The 25,287-nt window shown below is 56.7% G+C and carries 24 protein-coding genes and 1 pseudogene; 13 read left to right on the top strand and 12 right to left on the bottom strand.

Going from position 1 to position 25,287, the window contains the following annotated elements; all coding sequences use genetic code 11:
- The first annotated feature begins 33 nt into the window (after positions 1–33).
- The 6 genes from gpmI to TR2A62_RS13235 all read left to right on the top strand — a co-directional run bounded on the left by gpmI (position 34) and on the right by TR2A62_RS13235 (position 5,951).
- The gene (gene gpmI / locus TR2A62_RS13260) at positions 34–1,551 is read left to right on the top strand and encodes a 2,3-bisphosphoglycerate-independent phosphoglycerate mutase (protein WP_009157948.1); all 1,518 of its coding nucleotides are present in this window, start codon (positions 34–36) and stop codon (positions 1,549–1,551) included.
- Positions 1,551–2,672 (top strand): murein hydrolase activator EnvC, encoded by a 1,122-nt coding sequence (locus TR2A62_RS13255; RefSeq protein WP_009160845.1) that lies wholly within the window; start codon positions 1,551–1,553, stop codon positions 2,670–2,672. Before gpmI ends, TR2A62_RS13255 begins: the two co-directional genes overlap by 1 nt.
- Positions 2,669–3,997, top strand: a complete 1,329-nt coding sequence (locus TR2A62_RS13250) for a S41 family peptidase (protein WP_009159389.1) — start codon at positions 2,669–2,671, stop codon at positions 3,995–3,997. The genes TR2A62_RS13255 and TR2A62_RS13250 overlap by 4 nt, the downstream gene beginning before the upstream one ends.
- Positions 3,998–4,068: 71 nt before the next feature.
- Complete coding sequence (locus tag TR2A62_RS13245) at positions 4,069–4,557, top strand: RNA pyrophosphohydrolase (protein ID WP_009158779.1); 489 nt, start codon at positions 4,069–4,071, stop codon at positions 4,555–4,557.
- A complete protein-coding gene (locus TR2A62_RS13240) occupies positions 4,554–5,051 on the top strand; it encodes a hypothetical protein (RefSeq protein ID WP_009158162.1) in 498 nt (165 codons plus the stop codon). Before TR2A62_RS13245 ends, TR2A62_RS13240 begins: the two co-directional genes overlap by 4 nt.
- A gap of 42 nt (positions 5,052–5,093) precedes the next feature.
- A complete protein-coding gene (locus TR2A62_RS13235) occupies positions 5,094–5,951 on the top strand; it encodes a trans-aconitate 2-methyltransferase (protein ID WP_009160864.1) in 858 nt (285 codons plus the stop codon).
- Positions 5,952–5,957: 6 nt separating this feature from the next.
- Here TR2A62_RS13235 and TR2A62_RS13230 read toward each other — a convergent pair whose 3' ends face one another.
- The 3 genes from TR2A62_RS13230 to dapE form a co-directional block, all read right to left on the bottom strand.
- Complete coding sequence (locus TR2A62_RS13230; protein WP_009158390.1) at positions 5,958–7,199, bottom strand: lytic murein transglycosylase; 1,242 nt, start codon at positions 7,197–7,199, stop codon at positions 5,958–5,960.
- Positions 7,200–7,292: 93 nt separating this feature from the next.
- Positions 7,293–9,563 carry a ribonuclease R gene (gene rnr / locus TR2A62_RS13225; RefSeq protein ID WP_009157374.1) on the bottom strand — a complete coding sequence of 757 codons (2,271 nt, stop codon included), beginning with the start codon at positions 9,561–9,563 and terminating at the stop codon, positions 7,293–7,295.
- A 38-nt stretch (positions 9,564–9,601) separates the two neighbouring features.
- Positions 9,602–10,753 (bottom strand): succinyl-diaminopimelate desuccinylase, encoded by a 1,152-nt coding sequence (dapE, locus tag TR2A62_RS13220; RefSeq protein WP_009160477.1) that lies wholly within the window; start codon positions 10,751–10,753, stop codon positions 9,602–9,604.
- Between the two features lie 285 nt (positions 10,754–11,038).
- Between dapE and TR2A62_RS13215 the strand changes: the two genes are divergently transcribed.
- Genes TR2A62_RS13215 through TR2A62_RS13205 form a run of 3 tightly spaced genes read left to right on the top strand, consistent with a single transcriptional unit; the run spans position 11,039 to position 14,759 of the window.
- Positions 11,039–12,616, top strand: coding sequence for a Hint domain-containing protein (locus TR2A62_RS13215; protein ID WP_009157488.1), 1,578 nt, complete (start codon positions 11,039–11,041; stop codon positions 12,614–12,616).
- Positions 12,613–13,689: a Hint domain-containing protein gene (locus tag TR2A62_RS17720; RefSeq protein ID WP_009160344.1), complete on the top strand. Its 1,077-nt coding sequence runs from the start codon at positions 12,613–12,615 to the stop codon at positions 13,687–13,689. Before TR2A62_RS13215 ends, TR2A62_RS17720 begins: the two co-directional genes overlap by 4 nt.
- Positions 13,690–13,706: 17 nt before the next feature.
- The gene (locus TR2A62_RS13205) at positions 13,707–14,759 is read left to right on the top strand and encodes a transporter substrate-binding domain-containing protein (RefSeq protein ID WP_009159859.1); all 1,053 of its coding nucleotides are present in this window, start codon (positions 13,707–13,709) and stop codon (positions 14,757–14,759) included.
- On the opposite strand, the gene TR2A62_RS13200 is transcribed toward TR2A62_RS13205, so the two are convergent.
- Positions 14,756–15,091, bottom strand: a complete 336-nt coding sequence (locus TR2A62_RS13200; RefSeq protein ID WP_190275711.1) for a hypothetical protein — start codon at positions 15,089–15,091, stop codon at positions 14,756–14,758. The two genes, TR2A62_RS13205 and TR2A62_RS13200, sit on opposite strands and share 4 nt — an antisense overlap.
- A 159-nt stretch (positions 15,092–15,250) precedes the next feature.
- Here TR2A62_RS13200 and TR2A62_RS13195 point away from each other — a divergent pair, with 159 nt between their 5' ends.
- Both TR2A62_RS13195 and TR2A62_RS19420 read left to right on the top strand, forming a co-directional pair.
- The gene (locus TR2A62_RS13195; RefSeq protein WP_009159838.1) at positions 15,251–16,444 is read left to right on the top strand and encodes a choice-of-anchor L domain-containing protein; all 1,194 of its coding nucleotides are present in this window, start codon (positions 15,251–15,253) and stop codon (positions 16,442–16,444) included.
- Between the two features lie 34 nt (positions 16,445–16,478).
- Positions 16,479–16,820: a Hint domain-containing protein gene (locus TR2A62_RS19420; RefSeq protein ID WP_009158813.1), complete on the top strand. Its 342-nt coding sequence runs from the start codon at positions 16,479–16,481 to the stop codon at positions 16,818–16,820.
- A gap of 3 nt (positions 16,821–16,823) precedes the next feature.
- Here TR2A62_RS19420 and dapD read toward each other — a convergent pair whose 3' ends face one another.
- Positions 16,824–17,651 (bottom strand): 2,3,4,5-tetrahydropyridine-2,6-dicarboxylate N-succinyltransferase, encoded by an 828-nt coding sequence (gene dapD / locus TR2A62_RS13190; RefSeq protein WP_009157833.1) that lies wholly within the window; start codon positions 17,649–17,651, stop codon positions 16,824–16,826.
- Between the two features lie 59 nt (positions 17,652–17,710).
- Entirely contained in the window at positions 17,711–18,259 is a 549-nt protein-coding gene (locus tag TR2A62_RS13185; RefSeq protein ID WP_009159184.1) for a thioredoxin family protein, read from the bottom strand.
- Positions 18,260–18,343: 84 nt separating this feature from the next.
- Between TR2A62_RS13185 and TR2A62_RS13180 the strand changes: the two genes are divergently transcribed.
- Positions 18,344–19,192, top strand: a complete 849-nt coding sequence (locus TR2A62_RS13180) for a TIGR00730 family Rossman fold protein (RefSeq protein ID WP_009158450.1) — start codon at positions 18,344–18,346, stop codon at positions 19,190–19,192.
- A 41-nt stretch (positions 19,193–19,233) separates the two neighbouring features.
- Here TR2A62_RS13180 and rlmN read toward each other — a convergent pair whose 3' ends face one another.
- Positions 19,234–20,421: a 23S rRNA (adenine(2503)-C(2))-methyltransferase RlmN gene (gene rlmN / locus TR2A62_RS13175; protein ID WP_009158030.1), complete on the bottom strand. Its 1,188-nt coding sequence runs from the start codon at positions 20,419–20,421 to the stop codon at positions 19,234–19,236.
- A 108-nt stretch (positions 20,422–20,529) separates the two neighbouring features.
- On the bottom strand, positions 20,530–21,057 hold the full coding sequence (locus TR2A62_RS13170) for an invasion associated locus B family protein (protein ID WP_009160094.1): 528 nt from the start codon (positions 21,055–21,057) through the stop codon (positions 20,530–20,532).
- Between the two features lie 191 nt (positions 21,058–21,248).
- On the opposite strand from TR2A62_RS13170, the gene TR2A62_RS13165 reads away from it, so the two are divergent.
- Positions 21,249–22,250, top strand: a complete 1,002-nt coding sequence (locus TR2A62_RS13165) for an asparaginase (protein ID WP_009158187.1) — start codon at positions 21,249–21,251, stop codon at positions 22,248–22,250.
- Here the strand turns inward: TR2A62_RS13165 and serB are convergent.
- From serB to TR2A62_RS13150, 4 genes and pseudogenes are all read right to left on the bottom strand, one after another.
- Positions 22,247–23,122 (bottom strand): phosphoserine phosphatase SerB, encoded by an 876-nt coding sequence (gene serB, locus TR2A62_RS13160; RefSeq protein ID WP_009158056.1) that lies wholly within the window; start codon positions 23,120–23,122, stop codon positions 22,247–22,249. The genes TR2A62_RS13165 and serB overlap by 4 nt on opposite strands.
- A 135-nt stretch (positions 23,123–23,257) precedes the next feature.
- Positions 23,258–23,353, bottom strand: a pseudogene (locus TR2A62_RS19190) (GTP-binding protein); the annotation flags it as partial.
- Between the two features lie 105 nt (positions 23,354–23,458).
- A complete protein-coding gene (locus TR2A62_RS13155; RefSeq protein WP_009160545.1) occupies positions 23,459–23,890 on the bottom strand; it encodes an Rrf2 family transcriptional regulator in 432 nt (143 codons plus the stop codon).
- Between the two features lie 270 nt (positions 23,891–24,160).
- Positions 24,161–25,279 (bottom strand): zinc ABC transporter substrate-binding protein, encoded by a 1,119-nt coding sequence (locus tag TR2A62_RS13150; protein ID WP_040820754.1) that lies wholly within the window; start codon positions 25,277–25,279, stop codon positions 24,161–24,163.
- Positions 25,280–25,287: the final 8 nt, after the last annotated feature.

Raw genomic sequence — 25,287 nt, 5'->3', positions numbered from 1 at the left:
GTAAAAGGCCCCAAACAAAGAGGAACCTGTTCTATGATCACCCCAAAGCCCGTTGTTCTGTGCATTCTAGATGGTTGGGGGATCAGCAAGACGGATGTTGGCAACGCGCCTGTGTTGGCCAAGACGCCGACGTTTGATGCGATCATGGCGGCGGGACCAATTGCCAAGCTGATCACACATGGGCCGGATGTCGGATTGCCGACGGGTCAGATGGGCAATTCTGAGGTTGGACATACGAACATTGGTGCAGGTCGTGTTGTGGCTATGACGCTGGGCCAAATTGATCTGGCGATCGAAAATGATGTGCTGGGTGACAAACCCGCGATTGCCGAATTCATCAACACGATGAAGACCAAGGGCGGTACCGCCCATTTGATGGGCGTTGTGTCTGACGGCGGCGTACATGGGCATATCGCCCACGTCATTGCAGCGGTCGATGCGGTGGTCGCTGCTGGGGTTCCGGTCGTGCTGCACGCCATCACAGATGGGCGCGATGTGGCGCCATCGTCTGCAGATGCGTTCATGGCCGAACTCGTCGCAGCGATGCCGGACGGTGCGCGGATCGGGTCGGTGACGGGGCGGTATTATGCGCTGGACCGGGACACCCGTTGGGAACGGGTTCAGACCGCCTATGACGCGATGGTCATGGGTCGCGGCCCATCTACGCCATCGGCTGTGGATGTTGTGGCGAACGCCTATGCGGCGGATGTGACGGACGAATTTATCCCCGCAACTGTGATTGACGGATACGAGGGCATTGCCGAAGGCGATGGTGTGTTCTGCCTGAATTTCCGCGCCGACCGTGCCCGCGAGATTATGGCGGCGATTGCCGATCCGACCTTTGGTGATTTTGACATCACAGGGCGGCCTACATTGGGTGCCGCGCTCGGGATGGTCAGCTATTCAAAGGATGCAGATGCCTATCTGGGCGTGGCGTTTCCCAAAGAGGTTATCGTCAATACGCTGGGCGAATGGGTTGCAAAGCAGGGCCTGCGCCAATACCGTTTGGCCGAAACCGAAAAATACCCGCATGTCACGTTCTTCCTGAACGGCGGCAAAGAGGTCGCCGAGGAAGGCGAAGATCGGTTGATGCCCAAGTCGCCCAAGGTTGCGACATATGATCTGCAGCCCGAGATGTCGTCGGCCGAAGTGTCAGATGCATTCGTCGCCGCGATTGCCGATGGCTATGATCTGATCGTCACCAATTTTGCCAACCCAGACATGGTGGGGCACACCGGCGATCTGGATGCAGCGACTGCAGCCTGTGAGGCCGTTGATCGTGGATTGGCGCGTGTTGTCGAGGCACTGGATGCCGTCGGTGGTGCAATGATCGTTACTGCGGATCACGGAAATTGCGAGGTGATGATCGACCCCGACACGGGTGGGCCACACACGGCGCACACGACCAACCTTGTGCCTGTCGCGCTGTACAATGGCCCCAATGGTGCGACCTTGCATGACGGACGTTTGGCCGATTTGGCGCCAACGCTGTTGCAGTTGATGAACGTCGCACAGCCCGCGGAAATGACGGGCAAGAGCCTGATCGATTGATGTGGCGCGCGGCGATCATATGGCTGGCACTGACAGGTGCAGTTCAGGCGCAGAATCCTGCGGCCGCCGCAATGGACGCTGTCGAGCAATTGAACGCCGCTGGGTTTTTGTTGGCGGATGCCAAGGATGCCCAAGACCGCGTCGCGGCGTTGACCAAAACCGTGCATGCCTACGAAGACGGATTGGCCGCGTTGCGCACAGGGATGCGTCAGGCGGCCATTCAGGAACAGGCGATCAGCGCTGACTTAGAGACACGCCGCGAGGATGTCGCACAGTTGCTGGGTGTATTATCCACGCTTAGCCGTGCGCCCACGCCGTTGTTGTTGTTGCATCCGACAGGGCCCACGGGGACCGCGAGGTCCGGCATGATGTTGTCCGAGGTGACGCAGGGGTTGCAGGCACGGGCCGAGGCGCTGCGATTGGAGCTGGAAGAGGTCATGATCTTACGTGATATTCAGGCTAACGCAGCGGCGACTTTGGTTGACGGTTTGACTGGAGCACAACAAGCGCGGGTGACGTTGCGGACAGCGATGTCCGACCGCACCGACCTGCCCCGCAAATTTATCGAAGACTCAGAACAGACCGCGTTGTTGATTGCCAGCAGCGAAACGTTAGATGCCTTTGCCAGCGCGCTCGTGGCGCAGCCATTGGGCGATACGGCGCCGACCGACAGCTTGGCGTTCGGCCAATTGCCCAGCCCAGTGGCGGGATTGGTCCTACGCTATGCTGGCGAGGCGGATGCGGCTGGTATCATCCGCCCAGGCACGATCATGGCAACACGCCCCCGCGCGCTGGTCACATCGCCAATGGCCGCAACTGTGCGCCATGTGGGTCCATTGCTGGATTTGGGCAATGTGGTGATTCTCGAGCCGTTGCCCGATCATCTTTTGATCCTATCGGGTTTGGCCGAGGTCTATCCCGATATAGGCGAAGTGTTGCCAGCAGGGGCGCCCGTGGGCCTGATGGGCGGCGAAGACGGCCAAGTTGACACGAATTTTACCAATCCGGCGCATGGCGCTGGCACCTCTGCGTCAGAAACGCTTTATATAGAGTTGAGAAACGGACAAGGTCCGATAGACCCCGCGGCATGGTTCGCGCTGGATGAGGAAGTGCAGAGATGAAGAAGTTTGTGATGACCGCTGCGGGTGGCGCACTGGCCGGATTGGTGGCGACAACCCAAGTGGCCGGCCCCCTGTTGGCACAAGAAACGTCGAATTCGAACGTCTACGAGCAGTTGGATTTGTTCGGAAATATCTTTGAGCGGATCCGCCAGCAGTATGTCGAAGACGTGGATGAGGCCGATCTGATCGAGGCCGCGATTGACGGGATGCTGTCGTCGCTGGACCCGCATTCCAGTTATCTGTCGCCCGAGGATGCCGCCGATATGCGCGTCCAGACCCGTGGCGAATTTGGCGGTCTCGGGATCGAAGTCACCCAAGAAGAAGGCTTTGTCAAAGTCGTTTCGCCAATTGATGGCACACCTGCCGACGCGGCCGGAATTTTGGCTGGTGATTTTATCACCGCAGTGGATGGCGAGAACGTCTTGGGTCTGACGCTGGATGACGCTGTCGAATTGATGCGCGGTCCGGTTGGATCCGAGATCATCATCACGGTTGTGCGCGAAGGCGAAGACGAGCCGTTTGATGTCAGCATTATCCGCGACACGATCAAATTGACCGCTGTGCGGACACGGACAGAGGGCGACACGGTTGTCTTGCGCGTCACGACGTTCAACGACCAGACCTATCCGAACCTCAGCTCTGGTTTGGCCGAGCAGATCGAAACTGCGGGTGGCATGGAGAACGTGAACGGTATCGTTCTGGATCTGCGCAACAACCCAGGTGGTTTGCTGACCCAAGCGATCAGAGTATCCGACGCGTTCTTGGAAAGTGGCGAGATCGTTTCGACCCGTGGCCGCGAGGCTGCAGACAGTGACCGCTACAATGCGAACCCCGGTGATTTGGCGAACGGCAAACCGATTGTCGTGCTGATCAATGGTGGCTCGGCCTCGGCCTCTGAAATTGTCGCTGGTGCGTTGCAAGACCACCGCCGTGCAATTGTCGTGGGCACCCAGTCGTTTGGTAAGGGTTCGGTTCAAACGGTCATGCCGCTGCGTGGCGATGGTGCGATGCGCCTGACCACTGCACGGTATTACACGCCGTCGGGTCGATCTATTCAGGCGCTGGGCATCTCGCCTGACATTATCGTTGAACAGCCACGTCCAGATCTGGACGCCGAGGACGAGGCCGAAGAAGAGCGTCGCGGCCGCACCGAGGCCGATCTGCGCGGTAGCCTGAACAACGACAGCTTTACCGAAGACGAGCTGCGTCAGTTGGAAGAGGACCGCGCACGTGCCGAGGCTGCCGCTCAATTGCGCGAGGATGACTATCAGTTGGCCTATGCCATCGACATCCTCAAAGGTCTGAGCGCACTGGGCGATCAGTAAAAACATTCAAATGGGGCGGCGTGCGTGATGCAGGCCGCCCTTTTTCTATTTTCAGACACCGGAGCGCGACCATGACCCCTGACGAGATTGCCAAACTGCCTTACCGCGACAATGTGGGTGTGATGTTGGTCAACTCCGAGGGTGGCGTCTGGGTCGGTCAGCGGCTCGACAAACGGTCGGATCAAACCGCGTGGCAGATGCCACAAGGTGGGATCGACAAAGGCGAAGAGCCACGCGCCGCGGCCCTGCGCGAGTTGGAAGAAGAAACCGGCTTGCCCGCGTCAATGGTCACTGTTGAGGCCGAAACCGAGGGATGGATTGCCTACGATCTTCCCCATGAATTGATCCCAAAGCTGTGGAAAGGTCGGTATCGCGGCCAGCGCCAGAAATGGTATTTGATGCGATTTCACGGGGCCGATGCGGATGTGACAATCGAGACCGAGCACCCAGAATTTTCAGCGTGGCAATGGCTCGCTGCCAAGGATTTGGTCCCCAATATCGTCCCATTCAAGAGAGAGGTCTATGAACAGGTCCTCGCAGCGTTTGGAGATCGAATATGATGAAACAGGTTTTGGCGGCACTGGCCGTCGTGGCGGCAACGACACCAGCAGCGCACGCGTTGTCGTGCATGCCTAGCGATGTCGCACGTAGCTTTAAGGCCGCACAGGCGTCCGAGGATCGCTATATTGTCGTACGCGGAGAGTTGCAGTTTAACACCCGTTTGATGCCACGTGGCGTCGATGTGGAAAACCAAATGGTCGACCGCAGCACGACCATTCCAGCGCAATTTTCTGGCAAATCTTTGGGGTTGGAAGGTTTCTCGAATGATTTTGCAACCGATGTTTCGATCAACATTGGCTGTGCTGGGCCGTGGTGCGGCGGCATCGCATCGGGGCATCCGTTTGTGATGTTCATGCGCCAGTCCCCATCGGGATATCAGCTGGATGTCGGGGCCTGCCCCACGTGGAGCTTTGACGGTAGAGACCGCGAAACGGCAGCACGAGTTACATCGTGTTTGCGCGGTCAGGACTGCGAGCCACAAGACCAGTTCTAAGGTCTCTTCTCAAACCGGCCTGTTTGGGCTAAGCGGTGCGGCATGGAAAAGCGCAAGATGAACACACAGGCCATTGGTCTGGACGCCGGGCTCAAGCTCATGAAGTGGCTGACTGGCCTCGAAAACCTGCACTACGGATATTGGGAGGGGCTCGAAGTGACGGCGGGCAATCTGCGCGAGGCGCAAGAGGCCTATACCGTTAAGCTGTTCAAGCTGTTGCCGAGCAAACCCTGCCGAATTTTGGATATTGGTGGTGGCGCAGGCGAGACCGCCAAGAAACTGGTCGCGTTGGGTCACACGGTAGATATCGTGGTGCCATCGCCGCTGTTGGCAGATCGTTGCCGCGCCAATGCACCCGAGGCGACGGTCCACGAGATGGTGTTCGAAGATTTCGAGAGCGACGAAAAATTCGATATCTGTCTGTTCTCAGAGAGCTTTCAATATATCCCGCTGGACGAGAGCCTACCCAAATGCTTGGGCATGCTGGCACCGGGTGGCGAGATCATTGTCAGCGACTGTTTCCGCACGCCAGAGTATTCGGTGGAAAAGATGCGCGCCAAGGTCGGTGGCGGCCACCGGATCGGGGCGTACCGCGAGGCGTTGGCCTCAATGCCGATTGAGGTGGTCAGCGAAGAAGACATCACGGTCGCCTGTGCGCCGTCTGTCGAAATCGAGCAGGGCATGTTCAACGTTGTGGGCTATGCGCTGGGTCGGATTGATGACGAGATGGCCATCGCCAAACCCAAGAGCCGTTGGGCGCTGCACAAGCTGATCGGGTTGGGGATGAACGAACGCAAACGGTCACGTTTGAACCAGCGTTTGAACGAACAAACCCGCAATCGGGACGAGTTCATCAAATACAATCAGTACCTGATGATGAAACTGCGTCCGACCGGCTAAACGCCCTTAGTTCTGGCGCAGTCTCTCTAGCAACCGAGGCGGTGCATAGCCGTCTGGTGTTTGCTCGATCGACAACTGGTATTGCCGGATCGCATTGATTGTCAGTGGGCCGATACGTGCGTCGATGCCTTGGGTGTCGAAACCTGCGTCGGTCAATCGGCGTTGAAGCTCGCGCCGCTCGTCCCCCGTCAAGGCACGGTCATCACGCGGCCAGTTTGACTGAACGACGGGCCCGCCACGCAATCTGTCGGCGAGATGGCCCACACCAATCACGTAGGCATCGGCGGTGTTATAGCGTTCGAGTGTTTCGAAATTTCCAAAAATCATAAACGCGGCCCCTGACGCGCCTCCGGGCAAAAGGATCGTAGCAGAGCCGTGGTCGGGAACTGCTCGGCCCTCCGTACCTGTGACGCCCATTTCGGCCCAAACAGAGGGCAGCTTTTCTATATCGCGGTTGGCGTTCAGGTAGTCAAAATCAGACGGCAGTGTGACCTCGACACCCCACGGTTGGCCCGTGGTCCAGCCGAATGCCTTGAGATAGGCGGCGGTCGAAGCAAGTGCGTCAGTTGGGTCATCCGACCAGATATCACGCGCACCATCGCCGCGAAAATCCACCACATAGTCGAGGTAGGACGTGGGGATAAATTGGGTGTGGCCCATGGCGCCAGCCCAGCTGCCAGTCATGTTTTGGGCTGTCGTGTCGCCAGTTTGCAGGATCCGCAGAGCGGCGATCAGTTGTTCTTCGAAGAAGTCGCCGCGCCGACCATCATAGGCCAGCGTCGCGAGGGACTGGATCACCGGCTGGCTGCCGCGAAAGGCGCCATAGCTGCTTTCTAGACCCCAGATCGCCACAACGATGTGACGGTCGACGCCATAGAGCGTCTCGATCTCGGACAAAAGCGTCTCGTGTTTGCGCAAGGCCGCCTGCCCGTTCTTTACACGCAGATCAGACGCAGCCGTGTCGAGGTAATCCCAAATCGTTTTGGTGAATTCTGATTGGTTCCGGTCGCGGCGAATGATGTCTCTGTCATAGGTCAAATTTCGAAGGACGCTGTTGAGCGTTGCGGCTTCGATCCCTTTGGAAATCGCGCGGGCACGGAAATTGATGATCCAGTGTTCCAGACCAGCAGTGGATCCGTCAGCTTGGGCCAGCGTGATGCGGGCCTGAGGGCGTGGCGCCGTATCAGGTGCGGCCTGTGCACCAATGGGCAAGAGGCACGCAAGGACGAGAGCAGGAAATCGGAGCATGGGCACAAACTTTCACTACTGGACTGAGATCAGCCTAGGCGATTGTCCCCTTAGTGGAAACAATCACGCGAACAGATGTGCGATAGTTCGCCGTCACCGGCGGGTGCGTTTGACCTTGCGTGCCGTTTTCGCGGCCTTCTTTTTGGCAGTGCTGGCCTTGCGACGCGGGCCGCCGCCGGACGGTTTACCGCGCCCCTTGCCCCGATGGCCTGACCCCTGAGGGATCTTGCGATCCTCAAGTTCCAACAGCTCTAGCATAAGGCCACCAGTGACAGGGACCGCTTCGGACAGGCGCACCTTGGCCCGTTGACCAAGCCCGATCACGACGCCCGTATCCGCACCCCGCAGCGTTTGGGTTTCGGCATCATGGTGAAAATATTCACGCCCGATATTGCGCATGGGTATCAACCCATCCGCGCCGTTGCCATCGAGTTTCACAAAGATGCCAAAGCGCGCGATGCCGGACACACGGCCCGTGAAATCGGCGCCCAAGCGGTCTGACAGAAAGCTCGCCAGATAACGGTCAGTAGTGTCGCGTTCTGCGGTCATGCTGCGGCGTTCAGTGTCCGAGATATGCTGGGCCGTATCGTCTAGCGTTTCGATGTCCTGAGGCGTCAGGCCATCGTCACCCCATCCATGAGCAGAGATCAGCGCGCGGTGCACAATCAAGTCGGCGTAGCGGCGGATGGGCGAGGTGAAATGCGCATAAGACCGCAGCGCGAGGCCAAAGTGACCAAAGTTTTCGCGATTATAGTAAGCTTGGGTCATGGACCGCAGGGTGCTGATGTTGATCAGCTCTGCGTTCTCGGTGCCTGCAGCGGCTTTGAGCAATTGGTTGAGATGCGCGGTCTTGAGAACCTGACCCTTGGCAAGTGTCAGGCCGCTGGCAACGGCGGTTTCGCGCAATGCGTCAAGCTTTTCGGGGCCGGGCTCTTCGTGAACGCGGAATAGCAGCGGTGTCTGTTTGGCACTTAGTGTCTCGGCCGCGGCAACATTGGCGAGAACCATAAATTCTTCGATCAGCTTGTGTGCGTCGAGGCGGTCTTTGAAATTTACGGCCGTTACAGTGCCATCTTCGTCGAGTTCGATCTGGCGCTCTGGCAGATCAAGTTCGAGCGGCTGGCGATCTGCGCGCGCGCGTTTAAGCGCAGCATAGGCCGCATAGAGCGGGCGGATCACATCTGACATCATGGCCGCAACACGGTCGTTGGGGTCACCGTCCATGCCAGCCTGAACTTCTTCGTAATTTAGCGCAGCGGGCGATTTCATCAGGCCGCGGTGGAACGTATGCGCAATCTTGGCACCATCTGCGTCGACCTGCATCCGAACAGCGAGACAGGCGCGTTCGACACCTTCGTGCAGGGAACACAGATCGCCGGACAACACGTCTGGCAGCATCGGAACCACACGGTCAGGGAAATAGGTCGAGTTGCCGCGCTTGCGCGCCTCGCGGTCCAATTCCGAACCCGGGGTGACGTGGTGCGCAACATCGGCAATCGAGACCCAGATGACATGGCCGTCTGGGTTTTTTGGATCGTCATCCGCGTGCGCATAGCAGGCGTCGTCATGGTCGCGCGCGTCCCATGGGTCGATGGTGACGAGGGGCAAATCGCGCAGATCTTCGCGGCCCTTTAGGCCCGCAGGTTTTTGGGCGTCCGCCTCGGCCCCAACGTCATCGGGGAAATGATCGGGGATGCCGTGCTGATGGATCGCAATCAAAGAGACGGATTTGCCAGCAGACGGATCACCCAACACGGTCACGATACGGGCGCGTGGCAGGCCCATGCGGCCCTTGGGGCCAGATTGTTCTGCCTCGACCAATTGTCCGTCGCGCGCATCCAATGCGTCACGTGCAAGCACCATCCATTCGCGGTCTTGCCCCTTGTCGATGGGCACGACGCGGCCACCCTCGGAACCTGTGCGGTAGATGCCGAGAATGCGAGGTTTTGTATTGCTGCCGATCTTGCGAATAAGGCGCGCGTCATAGCCTTCGTCGGTTTTGGTCAGGCGGCCCAGAATGCGGTCACCAGCGCCCAGCGCGGGGTCTGGCGATTTGATCACGAGTTGGATCAGTGGTGCGTCGCCTTCGCCGTTCCATTCCATCGGACAGGCGGTCAGATCACCATCTCTATCAGGGGCGTTGACGGTCAAGACCGATACAGGTGGCAGAGCATCGGGATCGCGGAACCGTTTGCCTTCTTTTTGCAAGAGGCCGTCGGCCTCGAGTTCACGCAAGATGCGTTTGAGATCAATGCGCGCGGCGCCCTTAATGCCAAAGGCACGGGCGATATCACGTTTCGAAGTTTTGGTTGGGTTCTGCTCGATCCATTGAAGGATGTCATCGCGCGCGGGGAGTTTGCTCATGTTGGCTGATTTAGCACGGATCGCGGCGGGGGGAAATGCTAGGTGAAATAGCGTTCGAGAATGCGAGCGTAGATCGATTTTAGCTGGTGGATCTGAGCGACCTCAACCCGTTCATCGACAGCGTGCATGGTTTTGCCAACGAGGCCGCATTCCACCACGGGACAGTGGTGTTTGACAAAGCGCGCGTCAGAAGTGCCGCCAGAGGTGGACATCTCGGGCGTGCGGTTTGTTTCGGTCTGAACAGCCTCTGAGATGAGCTGCGACAGCGCACCGGGTGGAGTGATAAAGCTCTCACCGCTGATCTTGGTCTTGGTGCTGATCTCGACCCCAAACTCGGCAGCGATCTGCGATGCTTGGTCATCGAGCCAGTCCGTCAGTGCGGCACCCGTATGAGCATCGTTAAAGCGGATATTGACCGTTGCGCGGCATTCCGCGGGGATCACATTGGTGGCCGGGTTTCCGGTATCGACGGTGACCACGGCCAGCGTTGATGCGTCGAAATGCTCAGTGCCGTCATCCAGCGTGTGCGAAGCCAACCGGTCCATCAAGCGCATCATCGCCGGGATCGGGTTATTGGCCCGATGCGGATAGGCCGAGTGCCCCTGTTTGCCCGTGACGGTGAAATAGGTCGTGAGCGATCCACGGCGGCCAATCTTGATCATCTCACCCATGTGGTTGGGGCTGGTCGGTTCACCAACGAGACAGTCGGTCATCTGTTCGCCATTCGCCTGCATCCAATCCAGCAGGGCCACAGTGCCGTGTTCGGCCACGTCCTCTTCATCGCCAGTGATGGCGAGGATTAGCGCACCATTTGGTGGGGTGGTTTGGACAAAGTCGATGGCAGCGGCGGCAAAGGCGGCGACGCCCGATTTCATATCAGTCGAGCCGCGACCATAGAGAAAGCCATCTTTGATTTCGGCGCCAAAGGGATCGACGGTCCAGTCATTAATGTCACCGATTGGCACGACATCTGTATGGCCGTTGAACCCAAACGTGCGCGGATCAGCGCGGTCACCCCAACGGGCAAAGAGGTTCGAGATGCCGCCACGGTCGACACGGGTACATTCAAAGCCATGCGCGCTCAGCAAAGTATCAAGCAACACCAAAGCGCCGCCTTCTTCTGGAGTGACAGAAGGACAGCGGACCAGTTCAGTTGTGAGAGAAACAGGATCGATTGGTGTGTGTATCATGCGTGGCCTCGGGGCAGTGGTTACTTTTGGTTGTGGGCATTGTCTGGGATCGCGCTGTGGCACTGAGGCGACACATCGAAAGGGTCGCATGAGGATCGCCTTATAAAGTGTTAACAAAACACAGATTTTTGCCCTACCTTAGACACAAATAAATGACCCGAGGCAGGGCACCCTTATAAAGTCCCAAGATGGTCTGTGTCGAGCAGTAAGCGACACAATATATAGACAAATGCGGAGCAACGGTAGTCGTTTGGGTGACTGTCTCAACACATGAGGGTTGGGGCAATGGTAGCAGCAAGTGAGCTGAACATCATCGAAAGTTCGTCGGCGACAGCTATGGCGAACGAAATTTTTGGCGACGGCGTGACCGTTGTCGGAGCATCCTATTCGGGATGGAGCAATTCGTCTGGCATCTACACGGGCGGCGATTCAACGTCTCCGGGTGTTGTTCCGGGTGACACTGGTATCATTTTATCCACCGGTCGTGCGGCGGATTTCACCAACTCGACTGGGTCTTCGAATCAAAGCACGAACACCTCGACCAATACGCCAGGCGCGACGAACGACAGTGACTTTAACGCGCTGGCGGGGGCCAGCACTTATGATGCGTCGTTCATGGTTGTCGATTTCATCCCGACGGGTGACACGGTGACCATGCAGTTCGTATTCTCGTCTGAGGAATACCCAGAATACTCGAACTCGATCTATAACGATGCAGTGGGCGTTTGGATCAACGGTGCGAACGTCGAGCTGGCAGTGGGCGACGGTGGATCTGATGTCGGCAACGTCAACCAAAGCGACAACGAAAACCTGTTCATCAACAACAGCAGCGACGACTACAACACCGAGATGGACGGCTTTACCGTCACGATGACACTGACGATTCCGGTGAACCCGGGCGTCGTGAATTCGATCAAGATTGGCATCGCGGACGTCGGGGACAGCAGCTACGATTCAAACCTGCTGATTGCGGGCGACAGTCTGCAAACGACGCTGATTGCCAATGATGACGCTGTGACGATGAAAGAGGGCACCACCAAAACGGTGGACGTGATGGCCAACGACGACAACACCACCGGTGGGACGTTGACGGTCACGCACATCAATGGTGTCGCTGTCAGTGTCGGCGACACTGTCACATTGGGCACAGGGCAAGAGATCACTCTCAACGCTGATGGCACCTTTGAAATTGAGACCGGTAACGACAATGACACGGCCAGATTTACCTACGAGATCGAAAGCTCGACGGGTGCTACCGACGTCGGTTTTGTCACTGTTGAGACGATCCCGTGTTTCGTCAGTGGAACGATGATTATGACCCCCGATGGCGAAGTGCCTGTTGAGAGCCTGACACCCGGTGATATGGTCATGACCCATGATGACGGCGCACAGCCTGTGCGTTGGATCGGTAGCCGGACCGTCGAAGCAGTGGGCAACTTTGCCCCGATCAAAATTCGCCGCGATACATTTGGTGGGCACAACACATTGATGTTGTCGCCACAGCACCGCATTCTGATCCGTGATGCGCTGGCCGAGTTGCTATTTGGTGATGCCGAAGTTCTGGTATCCGCCAAGGACCTCGTGAACGGCAAGTCCGTCAAGCGGATGGAGGGCGGCGACATCACCTATGTCCACCTGTTGTTCGACAAGCATCAGGTCGTATTCTCAGAAGGGTTGGCGACCGAGAGTTTCTTGCCTGGGCCGCAAACCACCAAAGCGTTTGAGCAGGATATTGTCGACGAGATCGTTGCGATTTTCCCAGAGCTCGATGCGTTGACAGGCAAAGGGTACAGCCCATCGGCCCGACGCACATTGAAGCGGTTCGAAGCCGAAGTTCTGTTGGCGAGCGGTCGCGCTGCATGAGTTGGATTGGGCTCTCTGATCCTGAAGGCGGCACATTCGCACCGCGCGGTTTGACCACATCGCAAGTTGTCGCGACACCGTCCGATCCTATGATGCTGCTGCCGCAAGGCACCTTTCTATGTGAATTGAATTACTTGGCCGGTGGCACGACACTGCGCCTGTGTGACTACAAGACTGTGAACCCTTGGCCAGTGAACGTGTCACTGGTGATTGGGCCGAACGGCACGTTGACGCTGACTATTGTTCAGGGCTCTGAAATGCTTCGAGCACGGCTGACTACGGATCTGACGAACGGCGACAACGGCGTTGTCATTGCTTACACATGGGACGCCCCTGCCCGCAAAAGCGCGCTGTCGGTTTTTATTCCTGAACGGGGCAAGTTCTACGTGACGGACGTACAAGGCGCGATGCCCTTGGTTCGGAAATGCGCGGGTCAGCTTGTTGGTCAGCGGACGATCGAGAACGTGAATTTTGTCGCTGTGTCTGATCAGGTCGAGCCGGTCGGCCCAATGCCCGGTCTGTCTGGTGCGGCTCGCATCCGGACAACCAAAGGCATTGTCGCGGCCAACAAAGTACGTCCCGGCGACTTGGTTCAAATGCACGACGGCGACATTGCCCAAGTGCGGTGGTGCGGATCTGTGGATTTGCCTGCGCGCGGACAGTTCCAGCCCCTGCGGGTACGCGCGCCCTATTTCGGGGCTACGCATGATGTCTATGTAGCTGCGGAACAGCACATGCTGTTTTCGGGTTCCGAAGTTGAATATCTATTCGGTGAGGAATCCGTGCTCGCCTCGGCGCGACATTTGATCGACCACGTATCGGTTCTGCCTGCCCCGCAGGTTCGGATTATGCGGTATCACCATTTCCTATTGGATCGCCCCGGTATCATGTCCGTTTCGGGCGCTCCAATTGAAAGCTTTGACGCAAGCTCGGTCTTGCGAGATCATTCCCTCTTGAGCCATTCGGTGCTCGCTAATATGCCCCCCGAACTGCTTCCAAAACCGGATAAAACAGCTCACCCCTTGCTTCGGGGTTTTGAGACGGTCACACTTGCAGCGCTGCGCGCAGCATAGGACTGGGGGAAGTTTTTGTGACAGTACGACGTATCCTGCTCATTTTGAGCTGTGTTTTTAGCTGTCTGGCTGTTCAAGCCGCTGCACAATCGCTAACCCTGACAACCGTGACCCGAGAGCCGTTTTCGCTGGCACGCGATGGCGTTGACACCGGATTTTCAATCGATCTGTGGAACGAAATCGCCGATGCGTTGAACTACGAGACTGAAATCGTCCGTGTCGGGCAGTTTGGTGAAATGTTTGAAATGCTCGATGCGGGCACCGCGGATATCGCTGCCGCGAATATTTCGATCACAGCCGCCCGCGAGGCATCATATGATTTTACCCAACCGATCTTTGCCGCGGGTTTGCAGATCATGGTGCGGCCCACTGGCACTGGGATTTCGGTCTGGAGCGTCATTCTGAACCCACAGTTGTTGCTGGCCGTCGTTGGCGCATTTGCTGCGTTGATGGCCTGTGGCATGCTGATGTGGGTCTTTGAACGGCGCGACCAAGAGTACTTTAAGGGGACCGCACGCGAGTCCGCCTTTCCCGCGTTTTGGTGGGCGCTGAACCTTGTCGTAAATGGTGGGTTCGAGGAACGGATGCCGCGTAGCCCGATGGGTCGTGTGTTTGGCGTCTTGCTGGTGGTCTCATCCTTGTTCATTGTGTCGATCTTTGTGGCGACAATCACAGCGAACATGACTGTTGGCGCGATCAAATCCAATGTCAGTGGATTGAATGACCTCTATGACAAACGGGTTGGTACAATCTCGGGATCAACCGCAGCAGACACTCTCGAAACTCGCGATCTGCGTTACGTGGATTTCAATTCGCTGGACACAATGTTGGATGCGTTTGAAATCGGGTATCTGGATGCAATCGTCTTTGATGCCCCAATTCTCGCCTACTATGCCAACACCCGCGGCAGAGGAAAAGCCGAGCTGGTCGGATCCGTTTTCTTGCCTGAGAACTACGGGTTCGTGATGCAGTCTGGCAGCCCGCTGGCCGAAGACATTAATCGCGCATTGTTGCGGTTGGTTGAGGACGGGACCTATGACAACATCCGCCGCAAGTGGTTCGGCAACTAGGTTTTAGGTTTGTCGTAGAACGGCGTCATCTGCGCGACGATCACTGCATTTTCAGCAAGAGCGCGCTCCATCAGAGCGCGTTCTTCGTCTGAGATATCGTGCCCCTCGGCAAGCCGGTCCTCGAGCGTGCCGTACCCAGACACATCCAACGGGGCGGTGTCAGCTTGTTTCAAAACGGCGACTGTCTCGCGTACAGCTTCGGCCTCGTCGACGCCGCTGGCGTAGATCATCAGCGCGCCGCCGGTTGATCCTTTGGGTAGTCCATCACCGTCTTTGCGGCCGATTTCGACCAGCAAGGTGAACACTTTTTGACGACTGTTGGGTTTGGCCATGAGGCTTTCTCTTACACAAAACATCAGATTTTCCTGATCTTGATCCTATCCATAAGGTCTAGAAATGGCACAGACAAGTCGTTGACCTAACCGTGGTGGGACCTCAGGTCGCTCATCTGAACCGTTATGTTCCTTAGGGAGATCAAAGGAAATCTCGGCATGGTAGATGCGACAAAATTGACGATTAATACAGATGTAACGGCACAGCAAATGGCCGAAACCATCTTTGGTGAAGGTGTTTCTGTCGAGAGCACGACCTACACAGGTGCGGCAACAGCATCCGGTATCTATTCTGGGGGTGACACGACCGCCCCTGGACTGATGCCTGCGGACACGGGCGTGATCCTTTTGACCGGTAACGCGGGTGCCGTGACGAACGACTCCGGCGAAGCAAACCAGCGAGACGATACATCGACCAACCATAATTTAGCCGGCGATGCGCAACTGACAGAGATTGCTGGGCTTACCACCTACGATACTGCAGTTTTGACCGTCAGTTTTATCCCAGTGGGCACGACGCTCACGATGCAACTAAATTTTTCGTCTGAGGAGTATTTGGAATATGTGGATAGTGGCTTTAACGATGCTGTTGGCATCTTTGTTAATGGTGTTCAGGCAGGAATCGCAGTTGGCGATGGCTCGATCTCAATCGACAACATCAACACTACGACAAACTCGAACCTTTACATCGACAACCCGGAAGCGGCGAGTGTCATAAACTCAGAGCTGGACGGGGTGACGATCACCCTGACCATCAAAGCGGACGTCAATCCAAACGAGCTCAACACAATCAAGATAGGCATCGCGGATGCTGGAGACGGGGTCTACGACAGTAATGTCATGATCGTTGTCGACAGTGTCCAAACACAGCTGATTCTGAATGACGACGAGATCACGATCGATGGCAACTCAACTGAAACGCTGGACGTCCTCGCCAACGACGAAATCGCCGCTGGCGTCACTGCAACAATCACTGCGATCAATGGCAACCCTGTCACTGTAGGCGATACGGTTGTTTTGGCGATAGGCGAAGAGATCACTCTGCTGGCAGATGGAACATTGTCGATCACGCCCGAAGGTGACGACGATTCCCAAACGTTTTCGTACACTGTGACGAGCAGCGACGGCGTGAATGATACGGCCCTTGTGACCGTCAACACAGTCGCCTATTTTGCTTCTGGTACAATGATCGATACACCCGACGGTCCCAAGCTGATCGACGACCTAGAGACAGGTGATATGATCACAACGCTTGACAGCGGTTCGCAAGCTATTCGTTGGATTGGCCACAGCCTGCGCAATGCGACTGGGAACGACGCACCGGTTCATGTCTCTAAGAATGCGATGGGCTAAGCACGACGCGTTTGAAGTGTCCCAAAACCACCGCATGTTGCTGCAAGATGGACAGGCCGAGCTACTGTATGGCGAAGCCGAAGTTTTGGTGAAAGCCAAGGATATGATCAAAGACCATTCGATCCGCATTCGTAAAGATGCCAAGCCAGTGGTCTACTTTCACTTGCTGTTCGAAAAGCACGAGATCATCTTTGGAAATAATGTCCTGTCAGAGAGCTTCTTTCCAGGGCGCCAAGCGGTGAAAAGCTTTGACGCGGAAACGCACGAAGAAGTTCTACGCCTCATGCCGACGATCGATCAGTTTCAAGGGTATGGGTACGGCCCGACCGCCCGGACCGTACTACGCACTTATGAGAGCCGCGTATTGCTTAACTAAGATTTAGTCGCGCAGCAGATCATTGATGCTGGTTTTGCTGCGCGTCTTAGCGTCGACCTTTTTCACGATGACCGCACAGTATAGGTTCACGCCGTTCTTGGATGGCATTGTGCCTGATACGACGACAGAACCTGCTGGCACTTCGCCATAGGACACATCGCCTGTCTCGCGGTCGACGATTTTGGTCGACTGACCGATGTAGACGCCCATGCCGAGAACTGCGCCTTCGCGGACGATCACGCCTTCAACGACTTCGGAACGTGCACCGATAAAGCAGTCATCCTCGATGATGGTTGGACCAGCCTGCATTGGCTCGAGAACACCACCGATGCCAACACCACCCGAAAGGTGGACATTTTTGCCGATCTGCGCGCAAGAACCAACAGACGCCCATGTGTCGACCATCGTGCCTGTATCGACATAGGCACCAAGGTTCACAAACGACGGCATCAGAACAACGCCAGGCGCGATATATGCAGATTTACGAGCAATGGCGCCGGGTACGGCACGAAAGCCAGTAGCACCCCATTCGTTTTCGCCCCAGCCGTGGAATTTGCTGTCGACCTTGTCGAACCAGCTGACGCCCTGTGGGCCGCCCGATTGCATTTCCATGTCTTTCAAGCGGAAGCCCAAGAGAACTGCTTTCTTCGCCCACTGGTTTACATGCCAGTCGCCGTTTTCCTTGCGTTCGGCGACCCGCAGGCTACCGCTGTCGAGTGCGTTCAGCGTGTCGGTGATCGCGTCACGGGTTTCGCCAGTGGTTGCAGGTGTAATTGCATCACGGGCATCCCATGCGGCCTCAATTGCGGTCTCAAGTTGTGCGTTCGACATAGGAATCCCCTCTTATATCCAGTTGTTGGCGCTATACCCTAGGGCAGCGGGTCACGCAATCAGCGCCATTTGATTGAGCAGCCCATTGATGGTGTCTGGTTTTGTGGTCCCTGCCCCGTTTTTGCAACCGCCAGCATCGCATCGCGCAGCTCCGCAGTGCGCCCTGTTGGGTCGCCCATCATCGCGCTGTCGATACGTCCGCGATATTGCAGGCCACTCTCGGCGTTATAGCCAAAGAAATCGGGTGTGCAGACTGCACCATAGCTTTGACCAACCGCTTGGGTTTCATCCACGAGATACGGCGCTGTCAGGCCATACTGTTTGGCAAATTCAGCCATGCGGTCGGGCGCATCAGCGGGGTAGCTCGCATAGTCGTTCGACATAATCAAAGCGACGCCAATGTCGGCATCTTGCAAGGCGCGAATATCATCCGCCAATCGGTCAATTACGGCAATCACATAAGGACAGTGATTGCAAATAAATGCGACCAACATTCCGTTCTCGCCCATCACGCCATCACGGGTGAACCGGTTGCCCATTGGGTCAGAGAGGTCGAAATCCGGTGCGGGTACGCCGAATTCACAAACGGGCGTATCTAAAAGGGCCATGATCATCCTCATCTTGTGACTGGTAGGGTGCGGGTTGGTCGTCTAGACCTATCGCAGAGACGTAATTTGTAAAGTGAGACGACCATGACCGAGCATCGCAATCACCCCTTCCGTCGCAGTGGCCAAGACCGCGAAGCCGTAAGCCACGTGCCTGATACGCCTCAAACGCGCGCACCAGCGTACCGCTTGGGTTTTGCGGACGAGGAATTCTTGTGCCGCGACGAGCTGCGCCCTGTTCGATTGCAGTTGGAATTGCTCAAGCCTGAGATGCTGCTGGACGAAGAAGGTGTCGACAGCACGATCGTTCTATTTGGCGGCGCGCGGATTCCTGAACCAGCCAAGAAAGACACCGCACGGACAGAAACACTGGCCGAGCTGACAGAATTTTACGCCGAAGCCCGTGAATTTGCGCGGCTGATGACGCTGAAGTCCATCAAAGACAGCGGCGGGCGTGAGAACGTGATCGTCACTGGCGGCGGCCCCGGCGTAATGGAGGCAGGCAACCGCGGCGCGATTGATGCAGGCGGTCGGTCTGTTGGTTTGAACATTGTCCTGCCGTTCGAGCAGGCCCCGAACGAGTACGTGACACCCGAGCTGTGCTTTAACTTTCACTACTTTGCCATTCGCAAGATGCATTTCCTGATGCGGGCTGCGGCAATCACGGTATTCCCGGGTGGGTTCGGCACATTGGACGAAATGTTCGAGACGCTGACGTTGATTCAAACGGGTCGCATGGAAAAAGTGCCGTTCCTGCTGTTTGGCAAGGATTTCTGGACCAAGATCATCAATTGGGAGGCGCTGTCGGATGCTGGCACGATCTCGGCAGAAGATCTGGATCTGTTCGTGATGGTCGACACTGCCGCGGAGGCAATGGATGCGATCGCGAATTGGGAAGGCGTAGGAGAAAAGCGCGGCGAGGTTCCCGGGCGCTAAGCGCGCCTCGGGACTTTTGCAGATCAACGCCAAACTAGGGGTTAAGCGTTACCGCTGATCCCTGCTTCGGCTTCGATCTGTTTGCGCGATTTGCGCGCCCGTTCAGTCGCAGACTTGAGCTGTCCACAGGCCGCCATGATATCTTCGCCACGCGGCTTGCGGATCGGGCTCGCGTAACCCGCTTTGTAGATGATGTGCGCAAAGGCACGGATGCGGTTGTTCGAGCTACGCTTGTAAGGCGCACCGGGCCATTCGTTGAACGGGATCAGGTTGATCTTGGCTGGGATGCCTTTGATCAATTCGACCAAACGGTGTGCGTCTTCGTCTGTGTCATTCACACCGTCCAGCATGACGTATTCGAATGTGATGCGTTCAGAATTGCTGACCTTTGGGTAGGCGCGCAGGGCGTCTAGCAATTCGGCAATGTTCCAGCGTTTGTTGATCGGCACCAATTTATCGCGCACGTCGTCGGTGGTCGCGTGAAAAGACACGGCCAACATACAGCCGATTTCTTCGGCAGTTTTTGCGATCTCTGGGACAACGCCACTGGTCGACAATGTGATGCGACGGCGTGAAAGCGAAATGCCCTCGGGGTCCATTGCGATCTTCATCGCGTCGCGGACGCCTTCGAAGTTATAGAGCGGCTCGCCCATCCCCATCAGCACGATGTTGGACAGCAAACGCGCCTCGTCGTTCGGGGTGCCGGGTTCAGGCCATTCGCCAAGATCGTCGCGTGCGACCATGACTTGGCCAATGATTTCGGCGGGTGTCAGGTTGCGCACCAATTTCTGGGTGCCTGTGTGACAGAACGAGCACGTCAGCGTGCAGCCAACCTGAGAGGAAATACACAGGGTGCCACGACCCTCTTCGGGGATGTAGACGACTTCGACCTCGTGGCCACCCGCGATGCGCACCAGATATTTTCGCGTGCCATCTTCGCTGACCTGTTTGGTCACAACTTCGGGGACTTCGATCACAAAGTTCTCGGCCAGTTTGGCGCGGTAGTCTTTGGACAGGTTTGTCATCTCGTCGAATGACCGCAGTCCTTTGACATAGATCCACTGCCAGATTTGGCCGACGCGCATCTTGGCCTGTTTTTCTGGCGTGCCATGCTCAATCAGCACATCGCGCATCGCATCGCGGCGCAAACCAACAAGGTTGATCGGACCCTCGGGCAACTTGCGCGGGATCGTGTGAACGTCTTGGGTGATCGGAGCGGTGGCCGACATGGAACTAACCTTTGGTGGATTCTGCCGCCCCTATATAGGAGCACGCCGGAAATGCAAAACCCCGCGCGGTGTCGCACGGGGTTTCATCAATCGATCTGGTCAGGCGTCTTAGCCCGCGCAGCGCTTGGCCGCGTCATCGCTGGCGGCGGTAAAGCCCAAGAGCGAGAAGGTATCTTTGGTGATCGTGCCGCGACCGGAACGTGCGGTCATGATGGCATTTGCACCACGCTTCATCGCGGCGATGATGCGAGCATCGTCTTGTGGTGTCGCAGGCCACGCCCACTCACCCTCGGTAAAGAGTTCATAGTCGGTGCCGTCGATGTTCATCGACACGGTCGAGCCGCCCGCAAACGGGTAGCCGCCCGTGAATGTCACCTGTTCTTTGACGTTCGCGCCGGGGCGGTTGAACACAAAGAGCAAAATATCACCACGGCGCACAGCAACTGTGTTGCCGTCACGAGTGTTGACCGTTTCCTTGGGCGCCGAGACGGCCCAGCATTCGGTGGGGTTGCTTTCGACGAACACGGACCAGTCGGTGTTTGCCGCTACGCGGTTGTTTGTTTCCTGTGCTGCGATAGGTGTCGCGAGACCCAAAATCGCAGCTGTGCCGAGGGCACAGACCATCTTTGAAATCATACTTACAGCCTCCAAGCTGCCCTTGCCTCTGTCTAACCGGTCTGCGGCACCTTTTTGGCGTCCTGTTTTTGTGACCGGTTTCACTCAAACTCGATACAGCTTACTCTAGCAAGAAAGCCCTTTGTCGCGAAACCCCTATTGGGCGGAAAATCGCGAAGAATTGAGGGCATAGCGACGTTGGAGAGCGTAAAATGACCAATTTGCCAACCCTTGTAGAAATCTGGCGGGGGGAACTCTTGGAAAGCGCGCATAGCGGGCATGTGGTGGTTTGCGATGCCAGCGGTGCGATTGTCGAGGCATGGGGCGATCCCAGCGCAGTGATTTACCCAAGGTCATCGTGCAAGATGCTCCAAGCGCTGCCTTTGATCGAAAGCGGGGCTGCCGCGGCGGCGGGATTGCGGTCAGAACAATTGGCGCTGTCCTGTGCTTCGCATCAGGGGGCCGCGATCCATACCAACCGTGTTGGTGTGTGGTTGGACGGTCTGGGCCTATCCCAAGATGCATTTCGCTGTGGTCCCCAAGACCCGAATGACCGCCCAGCCCGTGACAGATTGATCCGAGCAGGCGAGAGCGCATGCCAAATTCATAACAACTGTTCCGGCAAGCATGCTGGGTTTTTGACGTACACTCAGTATGTCGGCGCGGGAGCCGAGTATCACGAGATCAGCCACCCTTTGCAGGTCGCTATCAAGCAGTCGTTTGAAGAGGTGACACAAGAGGCCAGCCCGATGTGGGCTGTCGACGGCTGTTCGGCCCCCAATCACGCGACGACGGTGCATGGCTTGGCACGGGCCATGGCGACATTTGCAAGCGCACATACCCGCAGCGATACACGGTCAAAGGCGGCTGCATCTTTGGTTGACGCGATGCGGACGCATCCCGAATTGGTCGCGGGCGAAACCCGCGCCTGTACAGAAATGATGCGTGCAATGGAAGGACGCGTGGCCATCAAGACCGGTGCCGAGGGGGTATTCGTGGCAATCCTGCCCGAGCAACAGATCGGCATCGCCGTCAAAGCGTTGGATGGCGCCACCCGCGCCGCCGAGGCGATGATCGCGCAAGTTCTGATCAATCTAGGTGCATTGGATGCCGCGCATCCTGCGGCACTGAAACGGGTGGGTGGGCCGATCAAGAATTGGAATGGGATCACCACGGGCTATACCCGAGCTGCATCGGTTTTGCAGCGCGGCTAGGTGACAAATTCGTCCCGAGCGTACCCTTGGACAAACAACAGCGCGGTGAGGTCGCCGTGGTTGATCCGCACATCACATTGTGCCGCGACCGCGGGTTTCGCGTGAAGGGCAACGCCTGTGCCCACGCGGGTCAACATCCCGAGGTCATTGGCCCCGTCACCAACTGCGATAACATCCGCGTCGGTCAGGTCGAGTTGCGCTGTGATTTTTTCTAGCGCATCAACCTTAGCCTGTTTGCCAAGGATCGGCAGACCCACCTCGCCCGTTAGTTTTCCGTCTTGGGCGATCAACGTATTCGCGTGGTTTTCGTCAAAGCCAAGCCGCCCTGCGATGGCAGAGGTGAAGGCGGTAAAGCCACCCGAGACTAGCGCGGCATAGGCGCCGTTCGCCTTCATCGTCGCGAGCAGTTCAGGACCACCGGGCATCAGCGTGATCCGTGTCTCGAGGACCTGTTCAATCACCGTTTCAGGCAGCCCTGCGAGCAGTCCAACGCGTTCGCGCAATGCACCGTCAAAATCAATTTCACCATTCATCGCCCGTGCTGTGATGTCAGCGACGCGCGGACCAACGCCAGCCTCGTCCGCCAGTTCATCGATGCATTCTTGTTGGATCATGGTGCTGTCCATATCCGCCAAGAGCATCTTTTTGCGGCGACCTTCAGTCCGTTGACAGATCAGATCAACGCCAATGGATTGCAGGTCGACCCATACGGTTTCAAAGTTAGCGGGACGCGCGCCAATCACAAATTCCGCCGCCTCGCCAACAGCTAGCCACTGTGCCTCACCGCCACCCCAAGCATTGCGCAGGTTTTCAACGACCTCGCGGGTCAGCGATGGGTTTTTAGGATCAGTGATGAGCGTTGCGATGAACATGCGAGGTTTCCTATTGGCGTCAAAGGCGTCGCAAAAAGCGAGTTGAGCGGCGCTATAGTTTCATTTTGGCTGATGTGGAACCCCCGAGAGCCCCGTATTTGGGTCAGTGGGACACCCTTCCCCAACGAAGGCCCCCCCTGAGCTGTCAGCAAGAACCGCATTGACAAGCGTTGTCTTCCCGGCTCCCAAAAAGCCGGTCAAAAGCGTTACCGGGACACGTTGATCAATCATGCGGCACTATCCAAACCTGCGATGGTTAGGCAAAAACCGACCAGTACCATGCAGATGGTGTCGGAACCCCGTATCGACGTTGATGAATGCTTATGAGTGATGGTTTCAATGTACATCCCTGGGCTCCTGTCGCGTCGAACTTTGAACATCTGCAATCGTTGTTTGCCCAAGGCGCTCGACCAAACTCTGTTCGATCTCTTTCAGGATCTGTTGGACTCGTACATCTAGAGCGCGCTCTACAGCACATGTATCTGTTTTTATACGCTGTCCGGACACAACGAGGTTTTCTCCAAGCGCCGCATATACGTCGGCCAATGTGATGTGCTTTGTTTCGCGGCCCAATCGCCATCCGCCAGAATGGCCGCGCTCAGATGTCAGCAGACCCGCCGCACGTAACTTACCCAAAACGCGGCGGACGACGACTGGATTGGTTCCAGCGTGATCCGCGATCTCGGCGGATGTTTGGGCGTCGTCCGTGTCATATGCCATGTGACTGAGCGCGTGGAGCGCGAGCGATAAGCACGAATTTCGTTTCATGCGATTGCTCCGTGCCCTTCAGTAAATATAGTAACAACTATTGTTACGATAAACTCATCGATTGCATAGCCCCACACTGCTTTCTTGGCAAATCGACGCCGACCTCTTGGTCTAAGGCAATGATCAGTTGGCAGCGCCAAAAGGAACGACCTGAGCTACATCGACCAACTCGATGAGTTTCCTGAGCAGCGATAGAGACGTTAACCTTGATCGCAGAATAGAGTGGTTTGTGCCGCAACATAAGTGTTGAGGCACAAACCGTCGGCTATCTTATTCTAGGCAATCAGCCAACGCAGTTGCCATATTACTGATCAACTGCGGATAAAGTGTTGCCCCCGGTTCTAGGTCAGAACCAAGAGGATCAATCACACCGGTGTTCGCTTCTGATCCGTCCAAAACAGTCGTCACAAGGCCTGCGTTGAATTGCGGCTCAGCCAGAACACAGGAAATGCCTTCGTCTGCAATACGAGCTTGAACTTCCGCAATACGAGCCGGACTTGGGTCAGACGCATCACCGATTGAAATCGCACCAGAGGCCGGGAAGTCGAAATCAGTTTCAAAATACTGATAGGCATCATGGAAAACGACGAAACTTCCGCCGCGCACCGGATCAAGGGTGGCGTTCACTTGCGTGACGAGGGCGTCCATCTCGGCGCGACCCGCTGCTGCGTTGGCAAAATATGTGCCTGCATTGTCAGGATCAGCGACCGAAAGCTGGGCTGCGATTACGTTGAGCCAATTCGCGGCATTCTGCGGTGACAACCAAGCATGTGGATCATGCGCGCCGTGATCGTGACCTTCGTGACCGGCATGATCGTCACCGTGATCGTCGTGGTCTTCGTGGTCTTCGTGGTCTTCGTCTTCGGCATGCTCATCGTGGCCATGGTCGTCGTGACCGTCTTCATCGGCATGCTCTTCGCCGTGGTCATCATGGTCTTTTTCTTCAGCATGCTCGTCGTGGTCATGATTGTCATGACCGTCTTCCTCATCATGATCTTCATCGCCATGATCATCGTGGTCATGCGCTTCAAAAAGAGCGCCTTCGCGGAATTCCAATTTGATCGTGCCTTCAGATTCCAGCAATATCGTCACGGCGGCGTCAGGTGCCAAATTTTCAATCGTTTCAGTCAGCCATGGTGTCAGATCAGGGCCGATCCAGAACACAAGGTCCGCCTCTTGCAATGCAGACGCCTCAGAAGGGCGCAGGCTGTATTCATGCGGGCTGGCGCCAGTTTGAATGATCAGATCAGGAGCGCCAACACCGTCCATCACGCGGGCAACGAGTGAATGCACTGGAGCAATATCGGCAGCAACGCGAGGGACCTCTGCAAAGGCGACACCTCCCATCAAGGTAGCAGTTAAAGAGAGAGGAAGGAGCGTTCTAGACATCGGGTTAC

Origin of the sequence: Thalassobium sp. R2A62 (assembly GCF_000161835.1) — a bacterium.
Taxonomy (GTDB): domain Bacteria; phylum Pseudomonadota; class Alphaproteobacteria; order Rhodobacterales; family Rhodobacteraceae; genus Thalassobium.
The sequence above is the reverse complement of the archived record's forward strand: the minus strand, read 5'-3'. Positions and strand labels throughout refer to the sequence as shown.

Excerpts from the sequence above, each read along its gene's own strand:
- gpmI (WP_009157948.1), top strand. The coding sequence starts at position 34 with ATGATCACCCCAAAGCCCGTTGTTCTGTGCATTCTAGATGGTTGGGGG.
- TR2A62_RS13255 (WP_009160845.1), top strand. The coding sequence starts at position 1,551 with ATGTGGCGCGCGGCGATCATATGGCTGGCACTGACAGGTGCAGTTCAG.
- TR2A62_RS13250 (WP_009159389.1), top strand. The coding sequence starts at position 2,669 with ATGAAGAAGTTTGTGATGACCGCTGCGGGTGGCGCACTGGCCGGATTG.
- TR2A62_RS13245 (WP_009158779.1), top strand. The coding sequence starts at position 4,069 with ATGACCCCTGACGAGATTGCCAAACTGCCTTACCGCGACAATGTGGGT.
- TR2A62_RS13240 (WP_009158162.1), top strand. The coding sequence starts at position 4,554 with ATGATGAAACAGGTTTTGGCGGCACTGGCCGTCGTGGCGGCAACGACA.
- TR2A62_RS13235 (WP_009160864.1), top strand. The coding sequence starts at position 5,094 with ATGGAAAAGCGCAAGATGAACACACAGGCCATTGGTCTGGACGCCGGG.
- TR2A62_RS13230 (WP_009158390.1), bottom strand. The coding sequence starts at position 7,199 with ATGCTCCGATTTCCTGCTCTCGTCCTTGCGTGCCTCTTGCCCATTGGT.
- rnr (WP_009157374.1), bottom strand. The coding sequence starts at position 9,563 with ATGAGCAAACTCCCCGCGCGCGATGACATCCTTCAATGGATCGAGCAG.
- dapE (WP_009160477.1), bottom strand. The coding sequence starts at position 10,753 with ATGATACACACACCAATCGATCCTGTTTCTCTCACAACTGAACTGGTC.
- TR2A62_RS13215 (WP_009157488.1), top strand. The coding sequence starts at position 11,039 with ATGGTAGCAGCAAGTGAGCTGAACATCATCGAAAGTTCGTCGGCGACA.
- TR2A62_RS17720 (WP_009160344.1), top strand. The coding sequence starts at position 12,613 with ATGAGTTGGATTGGGCTCTCTGATCCTGAAGGCGGCACATTCGCACCG.
- TR2A62_RS13200 (WP_190275711.1), bottom strand. The coding sequence starts at position 15,091 with ATGGCCAAACCCAACAGTCGTCAAAAAGTGTTCACCTTGCTGGTCGAA.
- TR2A62_RS13195 (WP_009159838.1), top strand. The coding sequence starts at position 15,251 with ATGGTAGATGCGACAAAATTGACGATTAATACAGATGTAACGGCACAG.
- TR2A62_RS19420 (WP_009158813.1), top strand. The coding sequence starts at position 16,479 with ATGTTGCTGCAAGATGGACAGGCCGAGCTACTGTATGGCGAAGCCGAA.
- dapD (WP_009157833.1), bottom strand. The coding sequence starts at position 17,651 with ATGTCGAACGCACAACTTGAGACCGCAATTGAGGCCGCATGGGATGCC.
- TR2A62_RS13185 (WP_009159184.1), bottom strand. The coding sequence starts at position 18,259 with ATGGCCCTTTTAGATACGCCCGTTTGTGAATTCGGCGTACCCGCACCG.
- TR2A62_RS13180 (WP_009158450.1), top strand. The coding sequence starts at position 18,344 with ATGACCGAGCATCGCAATCACCCCTTCCGTCGCAGTGGCCAAGACCGC.
- rlmN (WP_009158030.1), bottom strand. The coding sequence starts at position 20,421 with ATGTCGGCCACCGCTCCGATCACCCAAGACGTTCACACGATCCCGCGC.
- TR2A62_RS13170 (WP_009160094.1), bottom strand. The coding sequence starts at position 21,057 with ATGATTTCAAAGATGGTCTGTGCCCTCGGCACAGCTGCGATTTTGGGT.
- TR2A62_RS13165 (WP_009158187.1), top strand. The coding sequence starts at position 21,249 with ATGACCAATTTGCCAACCCTTGTAGAAATCTGGCGGGGGGAACTCTTG.
- serB (WP_009158056.1), bottom strand. The coding sequence starts at position 23,122 with ATGTTCATCGCAACGCTCATCACTGATCCTAAAAACCCATCGCTGACC.
- TR2A62_RS13155 (WP_009160545.1), bottom strand. The coding sequence starts at position 23,890 with ATGAAACGAAATTCGTGCTTATCGCTCGCGCTCCACGCGCTCAGTCAC.
- TR2A62_RS13150 (WP_040820754.1), bottom strand. The coding sequence starts at position 25,279 with ATGTCTAGAACGCTCCTTCCTCTCTCTTTAACTGCTACCTTGATGGGA.